Raw genomic sequence first — 17,329 nt, forward strand, 5'->3', positions numbered from 1 at the left:
CCAATGACCTATGTCGTGTTAGAAAACTGCATCGCCTGCAAACACATGGACTGCGTCGAAGTCTGTCCCGTCGATTGCTTTTACGAAGGCGAGAACATGTTGGTGATCCACCCGGACGAATGCATCGACTGCGGTGTTTGCGAACCCGAATGCCCCGCCGATGCGATCCGCCCGGACACTGAGCCGGAGGTGGAGCAATGGGTGGAAATGAACCGCAAATATGCCGAGATCTGGCCGGTGATCACCCAGATCGGCACGCCCCCCGCGAACGCCAGTGAGATGGACGGGGTGCCCAATAAATTCGAGACGCTGTTCTCGCCCAAGCCGGGGAGCGGATCATGAGCGTGGTGCAACATCTGGAACTGGACCCGCGCTTTGAGAGCGGGATCGAGATGCAGGATTTCCGCGATGCCATGGCGTCTCTGGCCGCGACCGCCTGTCTGGTGACGGCGGGCGAGGGCGCGGCGCGGCTTGGGCGCACGGTGACGGCGGCGATGTCGCTCACGGGGGCGCCGCCCGCGATCCTTGTGTCGATTGATGCCACATCAGAACTTGCTGCCTTGATCCGAAAGCGTGCGGGATTTTCCTTTGCCATGCTGGCCGAGGGGCAACGCGACATCGCTGATGCTTTTGCCGGGAAACGCCCGCCTGAGCAACGGTTTGAACAGGGGATCTGGGACAGTTGGTCCTCAGGTCATCCGCGTCTGAAACAGTCCGTGGCCACGATGGATTGCGCCGTGATCGGCGAGATCGACTTGGGCAGTCACATCCTCTTTGCGGGTGGCCTGTCCGGCATTGCGCTTGACCGCGCGCTTCGGCCACTGGTCTGGCACGACCGGCGCTATAACGCCGTTCAGCCGCTGTGATCCATCGTGACACTCGGCAGAACTGCCGGGCGGAGTGCATAGAACCTGTCGCGAAGGCCGGATGAACCGCTGAAAAAAGCGGCGTGGCGTCTCCTAACTTCGATTTTCATCAAACCAAACATCTTAATCGCGATATTTATCGGATGAAATCTCCAACGCATGCTGCGCCGGACTTCAGAAGAAAGCCGAGGGCGAACAGCGTTGCAATCTCCCCTTGGCTCTTCCCATACGGCGACCCAACAAGCCGACATGCCAACAGGAGATGACAATGACTTTCAAACACAGCTGCGCGCTCGTAGCCCTCATGACCGGTCTCGCCCCGGCCGCCTATGCCGAAGACCTCAATGCCCTGATCTGGTGCGACCACGCTGATCCCGAACTTCTCGAACCCTTCGAGACCGCCCATGACGTGCGGGTGAATGTCAAAGAATACGAAGGCACCGCAGCCGGTCTGACGCTTTTGGAGCAATCGCGCCCCGGCGACTGGGATGTCATGGTGATCGATGCGGTCGATGTCGGGCGCGCGGTGGAGCGTGGCCTTTTGGCGCCGCTGCCCGAAGGCACCGCCCCGACCAGTGAGTATTTCCCCGAGGTGCGGCTCGACGATCACGTCACGATTGACGGCACCACCTATGCCGCCGTCGAGAAATTCGGCTACAACACGATCGCCTACAACAAATCCGCCGTCGATGCAGAAGATATGACCAGCCTCGCAGCGCTTTGGTCCGGCAAATACGATGGGCGCATCGCGATTTATGACTATTACCTGCCGGTTTTGGGTCTTGTTGGTCTGAACGCAGGTGTCGCCACGGTGGACCTCGATGCCTCGGCGGTCGAGAGCCTGCGCGATCCGCTGATGCAATTGAAAGCCGCTTCGAAACAGGTCTCCGACGTGGTCGGCAGCCAGACCGCTCTGGCGACCGGCGAGGTCGATGTGCTGATCGGCGGTGGCGAATGGCTGACCGCCGTGCTCAATGCCGAGAACCCCGATCTCGACTGGACGATCCCGGAAGAAGGCGGCCTGCTTTGGGCGCAATCTCTGGCCATCGTCGAAGGCACGGAAAAGCCGGAGCTGGCGGCGGAGTTCATCAAATACGTCACCTCTCCCGAAGGTCAGGCGCGGCTTGCAACTTCGTCGTGTTACTGGGGTATGCCGGCGAATAAAGCCGCCGGTGATGTTCTGACTGAGGCGCAAAAAGACATCCTGCGCTGGGACGATCAGGCCGAGTATCTGACCCGCGCCCAGCTCTACCCTGTGCCGGATGCCGACACCGATGCGGGGATGCAGGACCTCTGGACCGATATGCTTCAGAACTGAGCCGGACATGAGCATCGAAGCCCAGGAAAAACGGCAGGGGGTGGCACTCGTCACCCCCGCGCTCCTTTGGACCCTCGTCTTTTTCGCCGTGCCTTTCGGGGCGATGGCGCTCATGAGCCTTGCGCATCTTGAAGGCCGCGAGATCGTGCAGGGGCATGATCTCGGCAATTACCTTCGGATTTTCACCGATCCCTCTCTGCGTCGCGGCATCTTTGTCTCGCTGGAAATCACCGTGACCGTCACGGTGATCTCGGTGCTTCTGGCCTGGCCTCTGGCCTGGATTATCGCCACCCGCGTGCCTGCGCGTTGGCGGCGCATGGTGCTCTTGCTGGCGGTCTTGCCGTTTTGGACGTCTTACGTGGTGCGGTCTTATTCCTGGGCTTTGGTTTTGGGCGAAAAGGGCGTGGTAATGAATGCGCTGGTGGGGCTTGGCCTCTTGGCGGAACCCGTTCAGATCATGGCCACCCGCGCTGCCACCGTCACGGGGTTTGTGCATTTCTTCGTCATGCTTTTGACGCTGACGATCTATTCCAACCTCATTCAACTCTCGCCCAACTACGCCCGCGCGGCGCAGGATTTGGGCGCCTCGCAAGGACAAGTCATCCGGCTCGTGATCCTGCCGCTCACCTTGCCGGGGGTGATGACGGGGGCGTTCCTGACCTTTGTTCTGTGCATCGGCGATTACATCACGCCGCAAATCCTTGGCGGCAACAACGAACTGACCCTGCCGCAGCTCATCATGTTGCAGCTTGGGCGGCGTGGTGATTATCCGATGGCCTCGGCGCTGTCGATTGTGCTCATGGCAATCGTCACGCTCGCCTATGCGGCCTCGGCGCGCTGGCTGAAAATGGAGCGTGTGTGATGCGGTATCTCTCTTGGGTCTACCTTCTGGCTCTCTTCACCTTCATCCTTTTGCCGGTTGTCACCTTGGTGGTGTTTTCCTTTCAGGACGGCCGCCTGCCGGTGCCGCCGTTCAAGGGCGTCACTTTCGAGTGGTACGCCAAAGTGCTCTCGGATCGCGCCATGATGGAGGCGCTGCTCAACTCTCTGATCGTCGCACTGCTGTCCTCGCTCTCTGCGCTCACACTGGGCTTTCTCGCTGCATCGGGACTGGCCCGCGTCATCTTGCCGGGCTCAGCACTCATGCGCGGGGCCCTCATTGCGCCGATGACGGTGAGCTATCTGATCATCGCGCTGGGCCTGTTGCAGATGTTCAACCAGATTGGCCTTCGTCCTTCGCTTTTGGCGACCGGGATCGGCCATGTGGTGATCAACCTGCCTTTGTGTTTCGCGATCATCTATGCCGCCATCGGCGAGCACCAAAAAAGTGCGCTCAAAGCCGCGCGGGATTTGGGCGCGCGCGAGTGGCAGGTGCTCTGGCTTGTCGCCGCTCCCATGCTTACGCCCTCGCTGGCGGCGGCATTTTTCCTCGCCTTCACCTTCTCCTGGGACGAGTTCATCATCGCCTTCCTGCTGACCCGGTTTGACGTCACCTTGCCCGTCGAGATCTGGTCCATGCTGCGCTCGGGCCTGTCGCCCGAGACCAACGCGGTCGGCTCTCTCGTCTTCCTCGTGTCCATCGCCATCGTCGTGGTGCTGGAACTCACCCTGTTTCGAAAGGGATCGAAATGACCGCCGATGTTCATATCAACGCCGTCGAGCACCGGTTCAACAGTTTCACCGCGCTGCATCGGGTCGACCTTGAGATCGCTGCCGGGGAATTCATCGTTCTGCTTGGCCCGTCTGGCTGTGGCAAGACCACGCTTTTGTCCATCATCGGCGGGTTTTACACGCCCTCAGAGGGGCAGGTTCTGATCGGCGGCAAGGACATGACCCATGTCGGCCCGAAAGACCGCCCGACCACGACCATGTTCCAAGACTACGCTCTGTTCCCGCATATGACCCTGCGTGACAACGTGGCCTTTGGGTTGCGGATGCGCGGGATGGCGAAGGCGGCGCGGAGTGAAAAAGCCATGGAGATGCTCGACATGGTGGGGCTTGCCGACAAGGCCGGGCGCAAACCGCATGAGCTGTCGGGCGGGCAACGCCAACGTGTCGCGCTGGCGCGTGCGCTGGCGGTGGAACCCGATGTGCTCTTGCTCGACGAACCTCTGGGCGCGCTCGATCTCAAACTGCGCCGCCAGATGCAGGACGAGTTGAAAGCCATCCAGCGCCGTGTCGGCACCACCTTTGTCCATGTCACCCACGATCAGGAAGAAGCCATGGCCATCGCCGACCGGATCGTTGTGATGAACCACGGCAAGATCGAACATTGCGGCACGCCCGAAGAGGTCTATCTCACGCCCAAAACCCTGTTCTCCGCCAATTTCATGGGCGAGATGAACCGCATTCGGGTGAGTGCGGCGGGGGCCTCGCCGCTCGGTCCATTGGATGTCCCGGCGGCGGAGGGCCTTCTCTGTCTGCGGCCCGAAAACATCGGTCTTGAGGGCCAGTTCAGCCTCGGCCCGGCGCGCCTCACCGAGGCGTCGTTCTTCGGCGCACATCACCGGTGTCATTTCACGCCGGTGAACGCCCCCGATCTGACTTTGGTCGCACATCTGCCGCAAGGTGCCCATCCGCAACTCGGCGCGGAGGTCGAACTTTTCGGTCGCAACCCGGTGATCTTGCCGCATAGCACTGCGGAGGCCGCATGACCCGTATTCCACCCAAGAACTGGTATCGCCAACGCGCCGCAGGCGATGGCATCACCTGGATCGACGAGCCTTACATTCAGGAATTCTACCGCTGCAACATCTGGCATGTGCGGGGCCGTGATCGGGACCTGATGGTCGACAGTGGTATGGGCGTGGTCTCCCTGCGCGAATGGGTGCCGCTTGTGAGCGAGCGCCCTCTGGATGCCGTCGCCAGCCACACGCATTTCGATCACATTGGCTGCCACCACGAATTCCCCTGTCGCCTCTGTCATAGCGCCGAGGCCGAGATCCTCACCGATCCGACGCGCGTCAACACGCTGGCCGATCCCTATGTCACCGACGAGATTTTCGACGCCCTGCCGGATGTGCCCTACAGCTCGACGACTTACGCCGTGAAAGCCGCCCCTGCGACGCGCATCCTCGAAGACGGCGACATGATCGATCTGGGCGACCGGACCTTCGAAGTGATCCACACGCCCGGCCATAGCCCCGGCGGTATCGCGCTATGGGAGGCGGCCTCGGGCGTCTTGATTTCCGGCGATCTCGTCTATGACGGGCCGCTCATTGAAGACACCTATCATGCCGACGCGGAGGCCTACATCCGCTCGATGCAGCGCCTTGCGCGTCTGCCGGTGCGCGTCGTCCATGGCGGGCATTTCCCGTCGTTCTCCGGCGCGCGTCTCACCGACATCATCACCACCTGGTTGAAAGAAAAGGGCCTCTGATGGACCACAAGACCTTCTATATCGGCGGCGCTTTCGTTGCGCCGCTCACCGCACGTGACTTTGCCGTCGAGAACCCCGCCACAGAAGAGATCGTCACCCAGATCAGCCTCGGCACCGCCGCCGATGTCGACCGCGCGGTGGCCGCCGCCAAAGCCGCGTTTCCGGGCTGGGCCGCGACGCCTCTCTCGGAGCGACGCGCTTGTGTGGAACGCCTCTTGGAGATTTACAAAACCCGATATGAGGAGATGGCGCAGGCGATCACCACTGAAATGGGCGCGCCGATTTCCATGTCGCGGGCGCAACAGGCCGACACCGGCGTCGGACATGTCGAGGGCTTTCTCGAAGCACTTGAGACGATGGAATGGGAATGGCAATTGCCCAATGGCGACACGCTGATGCGCGAACCAATCGGCGTTGTCGGCCTGATCACGCCGTGGAACTGGCCGATGAACCAGATCGCTTTGAAAGTCATCCCGGCGCTTTTGACCGGCTGCACCTCTGTGCTCAAACCCTCCGAGATCGCGCCTCTGTCGGCCATGCTTTACGCCGAGATGATCCATGAGGCGGGCTTTCCAGCGGGGGTGTTCAACCTCGTGAACGGGGACGGGCCGGAGGTCGGCGCCGCACTCTCGCGTCATCCGGATATCGCCATGATGTCCTTCACCGGCTCCACCCGCGCAGGCGCCGCCGTGACCCGCGATGCCGCCGCAAGCGTGAAACGTGTGACGTTGGAGCTGGGCGGTAAAAGCCCCAATCTGGTCTTTGCCGATTGCGATTTGGAAACGCAGGTTGCGGCCTCGGTCGCCGAATGCATGAACAACACCGGCCAAAGCTGTGACGCGCCGACGCGGCTCATCGTTGAGGTCTCGGTCTACGACAAGGTCGTCGGGCTGGCACAAGCGGCGGCGGAGGTCACGGTGGTGGGTGAGCCGACCGAGGAAGGCGATCACATCGGCCCTCTGGTGTCCGCGCTGCAATGGGACCGGGTGCAGAGCCTCATTCAAGCGGGCATCGACGACGGCGCGCGCCTGATCGCGGGCGGCACCGGCAAGCCCGAGGGGATCAATCGTGGTCACTACGCCCGCCCGACGGTCTTTGCCGATGTCACGCCCGACATGCGTCTGTGGCGCGAAGAGGTCTTTGGCCCGGTCTTGGTGATCACGCCGTTTGCGGACGAGGCAGAAGCCATCGCGCTTGGCAATGACACGCCCTACGGGCTGGCCGCCTATGTCCAGACCGGCGATCCGGCACGGGCGCGACGAGTGGCCAAGGGCCTGCGTGCGGGTATGGTCCACCTCAACGGCGCGCCGCACAATTACGGCAGCCCCTTTGGCGGCTACGGCCAGTCCGGCAACGGTCGCGAAGGCGGGCTTTTGGGGCTCGAGGATTTCACCGAGGTGAAAGCGGTGCACGGGCTATGAGCGCCTTGACCGTCGCCCTCTGGCAAGCGCCCTCTGTTGCCGGTGATTGCGATCTGGCGTTCGATCAGATCGCGAGCGCCTCGGCTGCGGCAGGTCTTGCGGGGGCGGAGGTCATTGTCTTGCCCGAGCTGTTTCTGACCGGCTATGAGCGTCCCGATCTGGCCGATTTGGCGCTGGACCAAGAAACGATGCGCGCCCGTCTCGCCCCGCTCGCGCAGGCGGCAGGATGTGCGATCTGTGTCGGCTACCCGGAGCGGGCGGGCGATACGATCTACAACGCAGCGCTCTGTGTCTCAGCTTCGGGCGAGACCCTCGGCAACCATCGTAAAATTCAGCTTTACGGCCCGGAAGAGGCCAAGCGCTTCACCGCCGGAGACCGCTATACTCAGTTCGAACTGGCCGGTCGCAAGGCCGCCATGTTGATCTGTTACGATGTTGAATTCGCACCGCATATTGCCGCGCTCAAGCGCCAAGGCGTCGAGATTATCCTTACGCCCACGGCGGCGATGGACCCGTTTGACCATGTCGGCACTCATGTCGTGCCAGCGATGGCCGCCAATCACGGGTTGAGCATTGTCTATGCCAATCTCTGTGGCATGGAGGCGCATCTGAGCTACTTCGGTGGCTCCGTCATCGTCGGCGCGGATGGCAAGATTTTGGCACAGGCCGGGCGCGATCCGGCGATGCTTCTCGCCACCGTGCCTGCGTGCTATGATCCGTCGACGCTCTCCACACAGGGGAGCGATTACAGGCAGATTGACACTGAGGTATAATGCAGCTTTCCGGGGCAGACGTTCGATTGATGCGCGTGTTCGACGCGGTGGTGCGCCACCGGGGGTTTGCCGCCGCGCAGGCCGAGTTGAACGTCAGCCAATCGACGATTTCGACCCAGATCACCGCCTTCGAGGACCGTCTCGGCATGACGCTCTGTCGTCGCGGGCGGGCGGGGTTTCGTCTGACGCAAAAGGGCGAGGCGGTGCATTCCGCCGTGGTGCGCTTTCTGGCGGCCTCTGAGGAATTCGTCTCGGAAACCGCTGTGCTGCGCGGTGCGCTGTCGGGGACTTTGCGGATCGGCGTGGTCGATCACGTGGTCACGGACCCGAATTTTCGCCTGTCCGAGGCGATCGGCGCGCTGGAAAAACGGGCCACCTCGTTGCGGTTTGAATTGGCGCAATGCAGCCCGCAGGAGTTGCAGGCCCGGGTGCGTGACGGCTCGCTGCATCTCGGCATCGGCTCCTTCCCGCATAAGGTCGCGGGGCTCGATTACAAACCGCTCTACACCGAGACCAACTATCTCTACTGCGCCTCGAACCACCTGTTGTGGAAGGTGCCGGAAGAGGAAATGACGCCGGAATTCGTCACCACCATGCGCACCGTCGGGCGCAGCTATTGGCGCGACGATCACTGGAACAACCGCGATTTTCCGAATTCTCCGGCCATGGCGCAGGGGTTGGAGCAACAGCTGATCATGATTCTTTCGGGTGCCTATATCGGCTATCTGCCCGATCATTCCGTGACGACTTGGGTGCGTGAAGGTCGGCTCAAACCGGTGCTGAGCGACCGCTTTATCTACCGCTGTACCTTCGAGGCGATCACCCGTCCGGATGTCGATGCCTCGCCTTTGGCGCAGGAAATGCTCAAGGAGCTGTCGCGGATTTATGTCGACCCCCCGGCGCCCGCCGGCGTATAGGGCGCGGGAACTGCCGAAAAAAGCGGCGCGGCCTTTTGTAACTTCAACTTTTATCAAACTAAAAATCTTAATCGCGATATTTATCGGATGAACACGCTGGCGCATTCTCCGCCCGACTTAAGGAGAAAGCCGATGAGCGAGCACCGATTCAATCAACCCCTCTCTGGCAACGAGATGCCCCGCACCGGCGGGCTGGCCTCGATGATGCGCCTGCCAGTGGCGCAAAGTGCCGAGGGGCTGGATGCCTGTTTTCTGGGGATTCCGATGGACATCGGCACCTCGAACCGCCCGGGCACGCGCCTTGGTCCGCGTCAGATCCGGGACGAAAGCCGGATGATCCGCCCCTACAACATGGCCACGGGGGCCGCGCCTTTCGAACATCTGCAAGTGGCGGACATCGGCGACGTGCCGGTCAACCTCTATGACCTGAAGAAATCCGTCGAGATCATCGCCGAGCACTATCGCGGTGTGATCTCCCATGGTGCGATCCCCTTGACCTTGGGCGGCGATCACACGCTGACCTGGCCGATCCTGCGCGCTGTCGCGGAAAAACACGGGCCGGTCGCGCTCATCCACGTCGATGCGCATTCCGACACCAACGAAGATATGTTCGGCGAGAAAGAAGCGCATGGTTGCCCGTTCCGTCGGGCGTGGGAAGAGGGCTGTCTGCAAAACGACAAGGTGTTCCAGATCGGGCTGCGCGGCACGGGCTACAGCAAGGCCGATTTCGATTGGGGCCGCGAGCAGGGCTGGACTTGTATTCAGGCCGAGGAGTGCTGGCACAAGTCTTTGACGCCGCTGATGGCCGAGATCCGCGAAAAGATCGGCGATGCGCCGGTCTACCTGTCCTATGACATCGACAGCCTCGACCCGGCCTTCGCGCCCGGCACCGGCACCGTCGAAGTGGGCGGGCTGACCACCATGCAAGGCCTCGAAATCATTCGCGGCACGGCGGGGCTGAACCTTGTGGGCTGTGATCTCGTCGAGGTCTCGCCGCCCTACGATCCGGCGGGCAACACCGCTGTGATCGCCGCCAATTTTCTCTTTGAAATGCTCTGCGCGCTGCCCGGCGTGCCGCAGGGTCGCTAATCCAAAGCCGGAACCACAGGGAGTTTCCAACCATGCAAAGACGTCAGTTTCTCAAAGCGAGCGCCGCCACCGTGGCCGCTCTGTCCGCCCCTTCGATCCTGCGCGCCGCCAACAGCCCGCTCAAGGTCGGCACCTATGGCGGCTATTTCCAGGAAAGCTTTGATCAATACATCTATCCGGAATTCACCGCAGCCACCGGCATCGAGATTGAGAGCATCGCCGAGCCGACAGGCGAAGCCTGGCTCGTGCAACTGGCGCAGGCCGCGCGTGCCGGTCAGGCCCCGGCGGACGTGTCGATGATCGCGCAACTCGCGCGCATCAAAGGCGAGCGTTCAGGTCTCTGGGCGCCGCTCGACGAGGGGGCTCTGAGCAATCTCGGCAACCTGCCGGATCACTTCGTGCATCGCTATGAAGATGGCAAGATCTACGGCACGGGGGCCGTGAGTTGGTACATCACTTTGGTGACCAACACCGATGTGTTTGCCGAGGCGCCGACATCTTGGACCGCGCTTTGGGATGCGGCGAATGCCGACAAACTCGGCCTCATGTCCATGGCGACCAACTCCTTCCTTCTGGAAATCACCGCGACGACCTATTTCGGCGGCACGGAGATCCTCAAGACCGACGAGGGCGTTTTGCAGGTGATGGACAAGCTCGCCGAGGTGAAATCCAATGTGCGCCTGTGGTATCGCGACGAAGGCCAGTTCCAGCAGGCACTGGAAACCGGCGAGATTCCGATGGGGCAGTATTATCACGATGTGACGGGCCTCGCCGCCTCGCAAGGCAAGCCGGTGCGCTCCTCCTTCCCCGACGAAGGTGCCGTTCTGGACAGCGGTTCCTGGGTGGTGTCGAAAGCCTCCAAGGCCCTCGAGCCCGCGCAGGAGTTCATCAACTACATGGCTCAGCCGGAGATTCAGTCGAAGTTGTCGCGGTTCGTCGGCACCGCGCCGACCGTGTCGCGCGATCTGACCGATCTCACCGACGAGGAATTCGCCGCCGTGTCGTCCGACAAGGCGCCGATCCTGCCGCTCAACGAAATCTATGTGGACCGTGGCGATTGGATCAACCAGATGTGGTCCGAGAAAATCACCGGCTGATATGCCCGTGACGTTGTCCCACTAAACTTTCCCTGGCGCGTCGCGGTGGCCCTCTTGCCGCGGCGCGCATTTTTGACGACAGGAGACCCGATATGACCGAATTGCGCATCGACAGCCTGAGCAAGGACTTCGGCACGTTCAGAGCGCTCGACTCCGTGTCGCTCGATATTCCCAACGGTAAATTCGTCTGTCTGCTTGGCCCCTCGGGCTGTGGCAAGACCACGCTTTTGCGCCTGATCGCCGGGCTTGAGACGCCCACCGACGGCCGTATCTACGTCTGCGGCGCCGATCAGACCGTGGTGCCGACGCACAAGCGCGGCATGGGCATGGTGTTCCAATCTCTGGCGCTGTTCCCGCATCTCGATGTCGCGGACAACATCGCCTATCCGCTGGCCATTCGCGGCGTTGACAAGGCGACAAGGCGGGCCCGCGCCGAGGAGCTTTTGGAGCTGGTGCAACTGCCCGGTCTTGGATCGCGCCGCATTCATCAATTGTCCGGCGGCCAGCGTCAGCGCGTCGCCATCGCGCGCGGTCTGTCGATCGATCCGCAGGTGTTTTTGCTCGATGAGCCGCTCTCCGCGCTCGACGCCAGCCTGCGCGAGCATATGCAGATCGAACTGCGCCAGATTCAACAACGCCTCGGCGTGACCACCGTCGTCGTGACCCATGACCAAAAAGAAGCCCTGACCATGGCCGATCTGGTGATCGTCATGAAGGACGGCGTGATCCAACAGGCGGGCGCGCCGATGGAGCTTTATCACAGGCCTGCCAATGCGTTCGTGGCCGGGTTCATCGGCACGACGAACCTGATGCCCTGCACCGTGGCCGATGGGGCGGTCTCCGTCCTAGGTCATGCCTTCCCGATCACCGAGGGCGACCGGATCGCCATCCCATCGGGTGAGGCGCATCTTTCGGTGCGGCCCGAACATGTGCTGCTCGGCGCGCCGGACGACGGTCTGCCCGCAGAGATCAGTTTTCTGCGCGATCTGGGCGAGAGCCTTCACGTTCTGATGCGTGTCGGCGATCAGGAGATCACCGCGCATCTGGCCCCCGGTCATGGTCATGATCTGGCCACCGGTCAGACCGTCGGCATTTGCTTTCGCGATGGCGAAAAGGTGGTGGTGCAATGAGCGCGACATCTGTGCAAACCGCCACGCCGCGCTGGCTCGGGCTTTGGCCCGCCGCCATGCTGACGCTGTTTTTCCTCGTGCCTTTCGGTATCATGTTGGCCGTCTCCGTCGCCCATCGCGATGTGAGCGGCTTTTACGAATGGTCCTTTGAATGGGACAGCTACGCGCGGTTTCTCTCCGCGTTTTTCGGCAAGGTCATGGCGGTCTCGATCTCCGTCTCGCTCACGGCGGCGGCGATCTGTGTTGCGCTGGCCTTTCCCTTCACCGTCTTTCTCTCGAACATGGGGCATCGGGCGCAGACCCGCATTCTCGTGGTGCTTTTGTCTGCGCTGGCGCTCTCCGAGGTGATCATCGGATTTTCGCTCTCGACGCTCCTGTCGCAGACGGCGGGCATCGGCAATCTGTTCCACTGGCTGGGTCTGATTGATGAACCGCGCGCCTACACGCCCTCGCTTTTCGCACTGATCACGGGCCTGTGTTACATCGGCTTTCCCTTTGCCGTTCTGGTGCTCTACCCGCCGGTCTCGCGGCTCGATCCCGAGATCGTCGAAGCGGCCCGCGTCATGGGCGCCTCCGGTCCGCGCGCGTTCTTTGGCGTGATCGTCCCGAACCTCCGTGGCGCCATCGTCGGCGCCTTTATCCTCGTCTTCGTCTTCACGCTGGGCTCTTATCTTTTGCCACAGCTTCTGGGCCGGTCCGAGCATTGGACCCTGTCCGTCCACATCACCGATCAGGCAGTTTATCAATCCAACCTGCCCTTTGGTGCGGCCATGTCGGTGTTTCTCATGCTGGTGGCGCTGGCGCTTGTGGGGCTGGCCTCTCTGGCCGGACGCGAAAGGGGGGCGGCATGACGCGCGCTTTGAAAACCACCTATGTTCTGGTGATCCTCGCCCTGCTTTTGGCGCCTCTGGTGATCGTGGCGGCGGTGTCTTTGAACGGCCCGCAGTCCTTGCGCTTTCCGCCGGTCGATCCGTCGCTGCGCTGGTATGGCGAGCTGTTTCGGCAAAGCGAATGGTTGGTGCCTTTGCGCCATTCCTTGGTGATCGCGGCCTGTGCGGCGGCGCTTGCGGTGGCGATTGCCCTGCCTCTGGCGCTTTACGTTTGGGAACGGCGCGGGATCGCGGCCAAGGCGCTCACCGGCATGGGGCTTGCGCCCTTCGCCTTGCCGCCGGTGATCTCCGCGCTTGGGTTCATGATCTTCTGGATGACGCTCGGCGGCTATGGTCGGATTTACGCCACCATCATCTCCCACGGCATCTTCCTCGTGACCTTGCCTCTGGTCACCATCTCCTTGGGTCTCAAGGGCATCGACCGATCCCTCATCGAAGCCGCGCGGGTGATGGGCGCCGGGCGATGGGGCGTGTTTCGCACCGTCATTCTGCCGCTGCTGATCCCCTATATGGTTTCGGGCTATGCCTTCGCCTTCGTCTTGAGCCTCAACGAATATATCATCGCCTATATGGTCGCGGGCTTCACCGTCGAAACCCTGCCGATCAAGATTTTCAACGCGCTCCGCTATGGCTATACGCCGATCCTCGCCGTGGTCTCCGTGATCTTTGCCGCCCTCTCGGCGCTGATCTTTGGCCTCATTGGTCGGTTCGGCAATCTGCCGCGACTTTTGGGCGCCGAAAGGAGCCAACATGACTGATCTTCCCACCACGATGAAGGCCGCGCTTTGCGATGCGCCCGGGGCAGCGTTGCGAATCGCCGAGGTGCCCGTGCCCGTGCCGGGGCCGGGGCAATATCTCGTCAAGGTTGAGGCCTGCGGCATTTGCCACTCTGATTTGCATGTGCAGCGCGGCGAGGAACCGATGCCGGAGGAGGCCTTTCCGCTCATCCTCGGTCACGAAGGCATCGGTCGGATCGTCGCGGGTGACGGTCCTTTGGCCGAGGGCACGCGGATCGGCTTGCCGTGGCTCTATGAGACCTGCCAACATTGCGATCCCTGTCTGACCGGGCATGAGACCTTCTGCCAATCGCAAAAGGCGCGCGGTCTCGACGCCTATGGCGCCTTCGCGGAATATGCGATTGTCGAGGCCGCCTTTGCCACCGAAATCCCCGATGAGATCGACCCGGTCACCGGCGGGCCTTTGCTCTGCGCCGGGCTGACCGCTTGGTCGGCGCTGGAGCGTTGCGAGGTGCAGGCCGGCAAGCGTCTTGTGATCGTCGGTGCCGGTGGGTTGGGGCAATATGCCATTGCCATCGGCTTGGCGCGCGGGCTTGAGGTGGCGGTGGTCGATCTCGATCCCAACAAACGCGCCGAGGCGCTGCGCCATGGGGCCAGCCTCGCCGTCGCGCCCGATGAGATCGAGGCCCTGCGCGCCTGGGGCGGGGCCGACATCACGTTGAACTTCGCGCCGACACCGAAGGTCTGGGACATGATCGCCGCCATCGTCAATCCGCTGAGCCAGATTGTCGCCGTCGCTTTGGTGCATGATCCTGTGCCCTTATCGATGATGTGGCTGATCAATGGCGGGCACCGGGTGATGGGGTCCTCGGTCGGCACCCGCGCCGAATTGCGCGCCTTTCTCAACTTTGCCGCCAAACACATGCCGCCGGTCGAAATCGAGGTTCTGCCCTTCGAAGAGGTCGGCGCGGGGCTTGAACGTCTGGCGGCGGGCGATGTGAAAGGGCGGCTTGTCCTGACGATGGGGGATTTGGCTTAAGCGGTCGGATCAAGGCGTGGCGCGGCGGACCCAGAGGCTGGCGAGCCCCAAAAGCACGATCAACCCGCCCGCCACAGGCACAGCGGCATAGCCCATATCCCAGCCGATCACGGCCCCACCTGCGCCAGCGCCCACGGCGTTGCCGAGGTTGAATGCGGCGATGTTGAAGGCGGCGCCGAGGGAGGGTGCGGCGGCGGCGGCCTGCATCGCGCGGATTTGCAGCGCGGGCACACAGGCAAAGGCGGTGATAGCCCAGATCACGAACCCGATCATCGCGCCGGGACCAGAGGTGGCCAAAAGCGGTAGCAGGAGAGACGACAGCGCAAGGGCGAGCATCGCGATGCGCGCGCCTTTATCCAGCGACCAATCGGCCAGCCGCCCGCCGAACCAATTGCCAAAGGTCAGGCCCAGCCCGATCAGCACCAGCACCAGCACGACAAAACTGTCATTCGCCCCCGCGAGAGTGTGCAAAAGCGGCGCGACATAGGTGTAAACCGCAAAGAACCCGCCCGCGAAAAGCACCGTGGCGATGAGCGTGATCGCCATCTGCGGAGTGAGCAGCGCGCGCAGTTCGGCCTTGGCATTCGGGCGCGGGCCGGGGGCTTCTTTCGGCAGGGCAAGCGCCAGCGCGGCAATCGCGAAAAGCCCGATGACAACTGCGGCGCCGAAGGCCATGCGCCAGCCGACATGGGCGCCGAGCCAGGCCGAAGCTGGCACCCCGCCGATATTGGCGATGCTGAGCCCCATAAACATGGTGGCCACCGCGCTGGCTTGGCGCTCTTTCGGGACAAGGCTTGTCGCCACGACCGCGCCGATGCCGAAAAACGCGCCTTGGCACATGCTGGTGATCAACCGACCGACCAAAAGCGTCCAATAGCCGGGCGCGAGGGCCGAGACCAGATTGCCCAGAACAAGCACCGCCATCATCGCCATCAGCGCGGCTTTGCGGTCGAACCGGGACATGAACAGGGTCATCACAGGCGCGCTCACCATGACGCCGATGGCATAGGCGGTGACCAATTGGCCCGCCGCTGGGATCGAGGTGCCGGTGCCCTCAGCGATCGCGGGCAAGAGGCCCATAGGCGCAAATTCCGTGGTGCCGATGCCGAAGGAGCCGAGGCCCAGAGCCAACAAGGGCAGGGCGGAGGAGGTCGAAGCGTGAGCTGTGCGGTGCATGGTGTGCGGTCCTGTTTGGGCGCTGTTGGTACGACATCTAGAGCGCGCGAGTTGGCAGGACTATGCATGGAAATTTTCAACCACTGATGAGCGGAGATCATGAACGCGGGGCATTCTTCGACGGCACAATATTCAATTGGTTTCATGAATTTAGATCATGAGTGCCAGTTTCCGCACGGCTCTAATCTGGCTCAGGGGGCGGGCTATATCCCTTTCAACCGGCCAGCGAGCGTCCGCTGGATGTTCGAAACGACAACGAGGAGCTGGAAAATGGACTGGACCAAGGAGCAACTCACCGCGATTGCGGCTGCGGACGATCTGAGGATTTCCCCGTTCCGCGAAGATGGCAAAACCTATGGCACGCCGACGTTCATCTGGTCGGTGGTCGTGGGCGACGGGCTTTATGTCCGACCTTACAACGGCACTTCGTCGCGCTGGTACAAGGCCGCGATGCGCGAAGGCGCGGGGCGGATTTCGGTCGCAGGGCAGATCTATGACGTGGCTTTCGCGCCCGCTGACGCAGCGCTCAATGACGAAATCGACGCCGCCTATCAGGCGAAATACGCCAAAAGCTCCTACCTCGCGCCGATGATTTCCGCCCGAACCCGTGCCGCCAGTGTGCGCATCACGCCGCGCTGAGCCGTTAGATTTCAAGAAAGGAAAATACCATGCATAAGATGCTCGAAGGAAAAACAGCGATTGTCACCGGCGCCACCAAGGGCATCGGCCTCGCGATTGCCGAGCTTTTCGCCGAAGAGGGGGCCAATGTCATCCTGACCGCACGCGGCAAGGACCTGCTCGATGAAAAAGTCGCCGAGATCAACGCCAAGGGCGGCACGGCGATGGGGCTTGTGGCCGACTCCTCCGATCCCGAAGCCCCCGCGCGTGTGTTCGAAGAGGCGATCAAGGCCTATGGTCAGGTCGACATCATGGTCAACAACGCAGGCTCCGGCGATATGGTCGCCATTGAGGAAGCCACGGATGAGCATTTCGCCAAGATCATGGAGCTGAACCTCGCCGGGCCGTTCCGCTATTGCCGCGAGGCGGTGAAGCATTTCATGCCGCGCAACGAGGGCCGGATCATCAACGTGTCGTCTGTGAACGGCACCCTGCCGATCTGCGGCGTGGCCTATACCTCGACCAAGGGCGGGCTGAACACGATGACCAAAAACATCGCGATCCGCCTGTCGGGCACCAACATCCGCTGTAACGCCATCGCGCCGGGCGTGACCGACACCGATGCTGCGCGCGCCTGGGCGGCGGGCGAACAGGAAGGTGGCGATGTGATGCTGGAGTTCTCCGACAAATACACCAACACCACCGTGCCGATGACCGAGCCGCGGGACCAGGCCTATGCGGCGCTCTATCTCGCCAGCGAAATGGGCAAGGCGGTCACCGGTCAGGTGATCCAAGTCGACAACGGCGCTTTCCTCTAAGAGAGAGCACATAGGAAAAAAGACCGGGCCTCATTGGGGTCCGGTCTTTGTGGTTTTGGAA

General features: G+C 62.2%; 19 protein-coding genes. 18 read left to right on the plus strand and 1 reads right to left on the minus strand.

Annotated features, from left to right (window positions below; genetic code table 11):
• Positions 1–3: 3 nt before the first annotated feature.
• From fdxA to ACN0X0_RS14735, 16 genes are all read left to right on the plus strand, one after another.
• Positions 4–342: a ferredoxin FdxA gene (gene fdxA / locus ACN0X0_RS14660; protein ID WP_417262913.1), complete on the plus strand. Its 339-nt coding sequence runs from the start codon at positions 4–6 to the stop codon at positions 340–342.
• Entirely contained in the window at positions 339–866 is a 528-nt protein-coding gene (locus ACN0X0_RS14665; RefSeq protein ID WP_417279753.1) for a flavin reductase family protein, read from the plus strand. Before fdxA ends, ACN0X0_RS14665 begins: the two co-directional genes overlap by 4 nt.
• 268 nt (positions 867–1,134) lie before the next feature.
• Entirely contained in the window at positions 1,135–2,184 is a 1,050-nt protein-coding gene (locus tag ACN0X0_RS14670; protein WP_417279754.1) for a polyamine ABC transporter substrate-binding protein, read from the plus strand.
• Between the two features lie 7 nt (positions 2,185–2,191).
• Positions 2,192–3,046, plus strand: a complete 855-nt coding sequence (locus ACN0X0_RS14675; RefSeq protein WP_417262916.1) for an ABC transporter permease — start codon at positions 2,192–2,194, stop codon at positions 3,044–3,046.
• Positions 3,046–3,816 (plus strand): ABC transporter permease, encoded by a 771-nt coding sequence (locus tag ACN0X0_RS14680; protein WP_417262917.1) that lies wholly within the window; start codon positions 3,046–3,048, stop codon positions 3,814–3,816. The genes ACN0X0_RS14675 and ACN0X0_RS14680 overlap by 1 nt, the downstream gene beginning before the upstream one ends.
• The gene (locus ACN0X0_RS14685) at positions 3,813–4,838 is read left to right on the plus strand and encodes an ABC transporter ATP-binding protein (RefSeq protein ID WP_417279755.1); all 1,026 of its coding nucleotides are present in this window, start codon (positions 3,813–3,815) and stop codon (positions 4,836–4,838) included. The genes ACN0X0_RS14680 and ACN0X0_RS14685 overlap by 4 nt, the downstream gene beginning before the upstream one ends.
• Positions 4,835–5,563, plus strand: a complete 729-nt coding sequence (locus ACN0X0_RS14690) for an MBL fold metallo-hydrolase (RefSeq protein WP_417279756.1) — start codon at positions 4,835–4,837, stop codon at positions 5,561–5,563. The genes ACN0X0_RS14685 and ACN0X0_RS14690 overlap by 4 nt, the downstream gene beginning before the upstream one ends.
• Positions 5,563–6,984: an aldehyde dehydrogenase family protein gene (locus ACN0X0_RS14695; RefSeq protein ID WP_417279757.1), complete on the plus strand. Its 1,422-nt coding sequence runs from the start codon at positions 5,563–5,565 to the stop codon at positions 6,982–6,984. Before ACN0X0_RS14690 ends, ACN0X0_RS14695 begins: the two co-directional genes overlap by 1 nt.
• Positions 6,981–7,757: a nitrilase-related carbon-nitrogen hydrolase gene (locus ACN0X0_RS14700; protein ID WP_417279758.1), complete on the plus strand. Its 777-nt coding sequence runs from the start codon at positions 6,981–6,983 to the stop codon at positions 7,755–7,757. Before ACN0X0_RS14695 ends, ACN0X0_RS14700 begins: the two co-directional genes overlap by 4 nt.
• A complete protein-coding gene (locus ACN0X0_RS14705; protein ID WP_417279759.1) occupies positions 7,757–8,674 on the plus strand; it encodes a LysR family transcriptional regulator in 918 nt (305 codons plus the stop codon). Before ACN0X0_RS14700 ends, ACN0X0_RS14705 begins: the two co-directional genes overlap by 1 nt.
• 132 nt (positions 8,675–8,806) lie before the next feature.
• On the plus strand, positions 8,807–9,763 hold the full coding sequence (gene speB / locus ACN0X0_RS14710; protein ID WP_417279760.1) for an agmatinase: 957 nt from the start codon (positions 8,807–8,809) through the stop codon (positions 9,761–9,763).
• A gap of 32 nt (positions 9,764–9,795) precedes the next feature.
• Positions 9,796–10,860: an ABC transporter substrate-binding protein gene (locus tag ACN0X0_RS14715; protein ID WP_417279761.1), complete on the plus strand. Its 1,065-nt coding sequence runs from the start codon at positions 9,796–9,798 to the stop codon at positions 10,858–10,860.
• A 92-nt stretch (positions 10,861–10,952) separates the two neighbouring features.
• Complete coding sequence (locus tag ACN0X0_RS14720) at positions 10,953–11,990, plus strand: ABC transporter ATP-binding protein (RefSeq protein WP_417279762.1); 1,038 nt, start codon at positions 10,953–10,955, stop codon at positions 11,988–11,990.
• Positions 11,987–12,841, plus strand: a complete 855-nt coding sequence (locus ACN0X0_RS14725) for an ABC transporter permease (RefSeq protein ID WP_226554310.1) — start codon at positions 11,987–11,989, stop codon at positions 12,839–12,841. The genes ACN0X0_RS14720 and ACN0X0_RS14725 overlap by 4 nt, the downstream gene beginning before the upstream one ends.
• The gene (locus ACN0X0_RS14730) at positions 12,838–13,638 is read left to right on the plus strand and encodes an ABC transporter permease (protein ID WP_226554309.1); all 801 of its coding nucleotides are present in this window, start codon (positions 12,838–12,840) and stop codon (positions 13,636–13,638) included. Before ACN0X0_RS14725 ends, ACN0X0_RS14730 begins: the two co-directional genes overlap by 4 nt.
• Positions 13,631–14,656, plus strand: a complete 1,026-nt coding sequence (locus tag ACN0X0_RS14735; RefSeq protein ID WP_417279763.1) for an alcohol dehydrogenase catalytic domain-containing protein — start codon at positions 13,631–13,633, stop codon at positions 14,654–14,656. The genes ACN0X0_RS14730 and ACN0X0_RS14735 overlap by 8 nt, the downstream gene beginning before the upstream one ends.
• 9 nt (positions 14,657–14,665) lie before the next feature.
• On the opposite strand, the gene ACN0X0_RS14740 is transcribed toward ACN0X0_RS14735, so the two are convergent.
• Positions 14,666–15,832 carry an MFS transporter gene (locus tag ACN0X0_RS14740; protein WP_417279764.1) on the minus strand — a complete coding sequence of 389 codons (1,167 nt, stop codon included), beginning with the start codon at positions 15,830–15,832 and terminating at the stop codon, positions 14,666–14,668.
• A gap of 270 nt (positions 15,833–16,102) precedes the next feature.
• Between ACN0X0_RS14740 and ACN0X0_RS14745 the strand changes: the two genes are divergently transcribed.
• On the plus strand, positions 16,103–16,471 hold the full coding sequence (locus tag ACN0X0_RS14745) for a DUF2255 family protein (RefSeq protein ID WP_417279765.1): 369 nt from the start codon (positions 16,103–16,105) through the stop codon (positions 16,469–16,471).
• A gap of 29 nt (positions 16,472–16,500) precedes the next feature.
• Entirely contained in the window at positions 16,501–17,268 is a 768-nt protein-coding gene (locus ACN0X0_RS14750) for an SDR family NAD(P)-dependent oxidoreductase (RefSeq protein ID WP_417279766.1), read from the plus strand.
• Positions 17,269–17,329: the final 61 nt, after the last annotated feature.

This window comes from Celeribacter sp., from assembly GCF_048270365.1.
Classification (GTDB): Bacteria; Pseudomonadota; Alphaproteobacteria; order Rhodobacterales; family Rhodobacteraceae; genus Celeribacter.

Coding starts and splice junctions, on each gene's coding strand:
- ACN0X0_RS14680 (WP_417262917.1), top strand. CDS start 3,046: ATGCGGTATCTCTCTTGGGTCTACCTTCTGGCTCTCTTCACCTTCATC.
- ACN0X0_RS14715 (WP_417279761.1), top strand. CDS start 9,796: ATGCAAAGACGTCAGTTTCTCAAAGCGAGCGCCGCCACCGTGGCCGCT.
- fdxA (WP_417262913.1), top strand. CDS start 4: ATGACCTATGTCGTGTTAGAAAACTGCATCGCCTGCAAACACATGGAC.
- ACN0X0_RS14725 (WP_226554310.1), top strand. CDS start 11,987: ATGAGCGCGACATCTGTGCAAACCGCCACGCCGCGCTGGCTCGGGCTT.
- ACN0X0_RS14740 (WP_417279764.1), bottom strand. CDS start 15,832: ATGCACCGCACAGCTCACGCTTCGACCTCCTCCGCCCTGCCCTTGTTG.
- ACN0X0_RS14695 (WP_417279757.1), top strand. CDS start 5,563: ATGGACCACAAGACCTTCTATATCGGCGGCGCTTTCGTTGCGCCGCTC.
- speB (WP_417279760.1), top strand. CDS start 8,807: ATGAGCGAGCACCGATTCAATCAACCCCTCTCTGGCAACGAGATGCCC.
- ACN0X0_RS14685 (WP_417279755.1), top strand. CDS start 3,813: ATGACCGCCGATGTTCATATCAACGCCGTCGAGCACCGGTTCAACAGT.
- ACN0X0_RS14745 (WP_417279765.1), top strand. CDS start 16,103: ATGGACTGGACCAAGGAGCAACTCACCGCGATTGCGGCTGCGGACGAT.
- ACN0X0_RS14720 (WP_417279762.1), top strand. CDS start 10,953: ATGACCGAATTGCGCATCGACAGCCTGAGCAAGGACTTCGGCACGTTC.
- ACN0X0_RS14670 (WP_417279754.1), top strand. CDS start 1,135: ATGACTTTCAAACACAGCTGCGCGCTCGTAGCCCTCATGACCGGTCTC.
- ACN0X0_RS14750 (WP_417279766.1), top strand. CDS start 16,501: ATGCATAAGATGCTCGAAGGAAAAACAGCGATTGTCACCGGCGCCACC.
- ACN0X0_RS14705 (WP_417279759.1), top strand. CDS start 7,757: ATGCAGCTTTCCGGGGCAGACGTTCGATTGATGCGCGTGTTCGACGCG.
- ACN0X0_RS14665 (WP_417279753.1), top strand. CDS start 339: ATGAGCGTGGTGCAACATCTGGAACTGGACCCGCGCTTTGAGAGCGGG.
- ACN0X0_RS14735 (WP_417279763.1), top strand. CDS start 13,631: ATGACTGATCTTCCCACCACGATGAAGGCCGCGCTTTGCGATGCGCCC.
- ACN0X0_RS14675 (WP_417262916.1), top strand. CDS start 2,192: ATGAGCATCGAAGCCCAGGAAAAACGGCAGGGGGTGGCACTCGTCACC.
- ACN0X0_RS14700 (WP_417279758.1), top strand. CDS start 6,981: ATGAGCGCCTTGACCGTCGCCCTCTGGCAAGCGCCCTCTGTTGCCGGT.
- ACN0X0_RS14730 (WP_226554309.1), top strand. CDS start 12,838: ATGACGCGCGCTTTGAAAACCACCTATGTTCTGGTGATCCTCGCCCTG.
- ACN0X0_RS14690 (WP_417279756.1), top strand. CDS start 4,835: ATGACCCGTATTCCACCCAAGAACTGGTATCGCCAACGCGCCGCAGGC.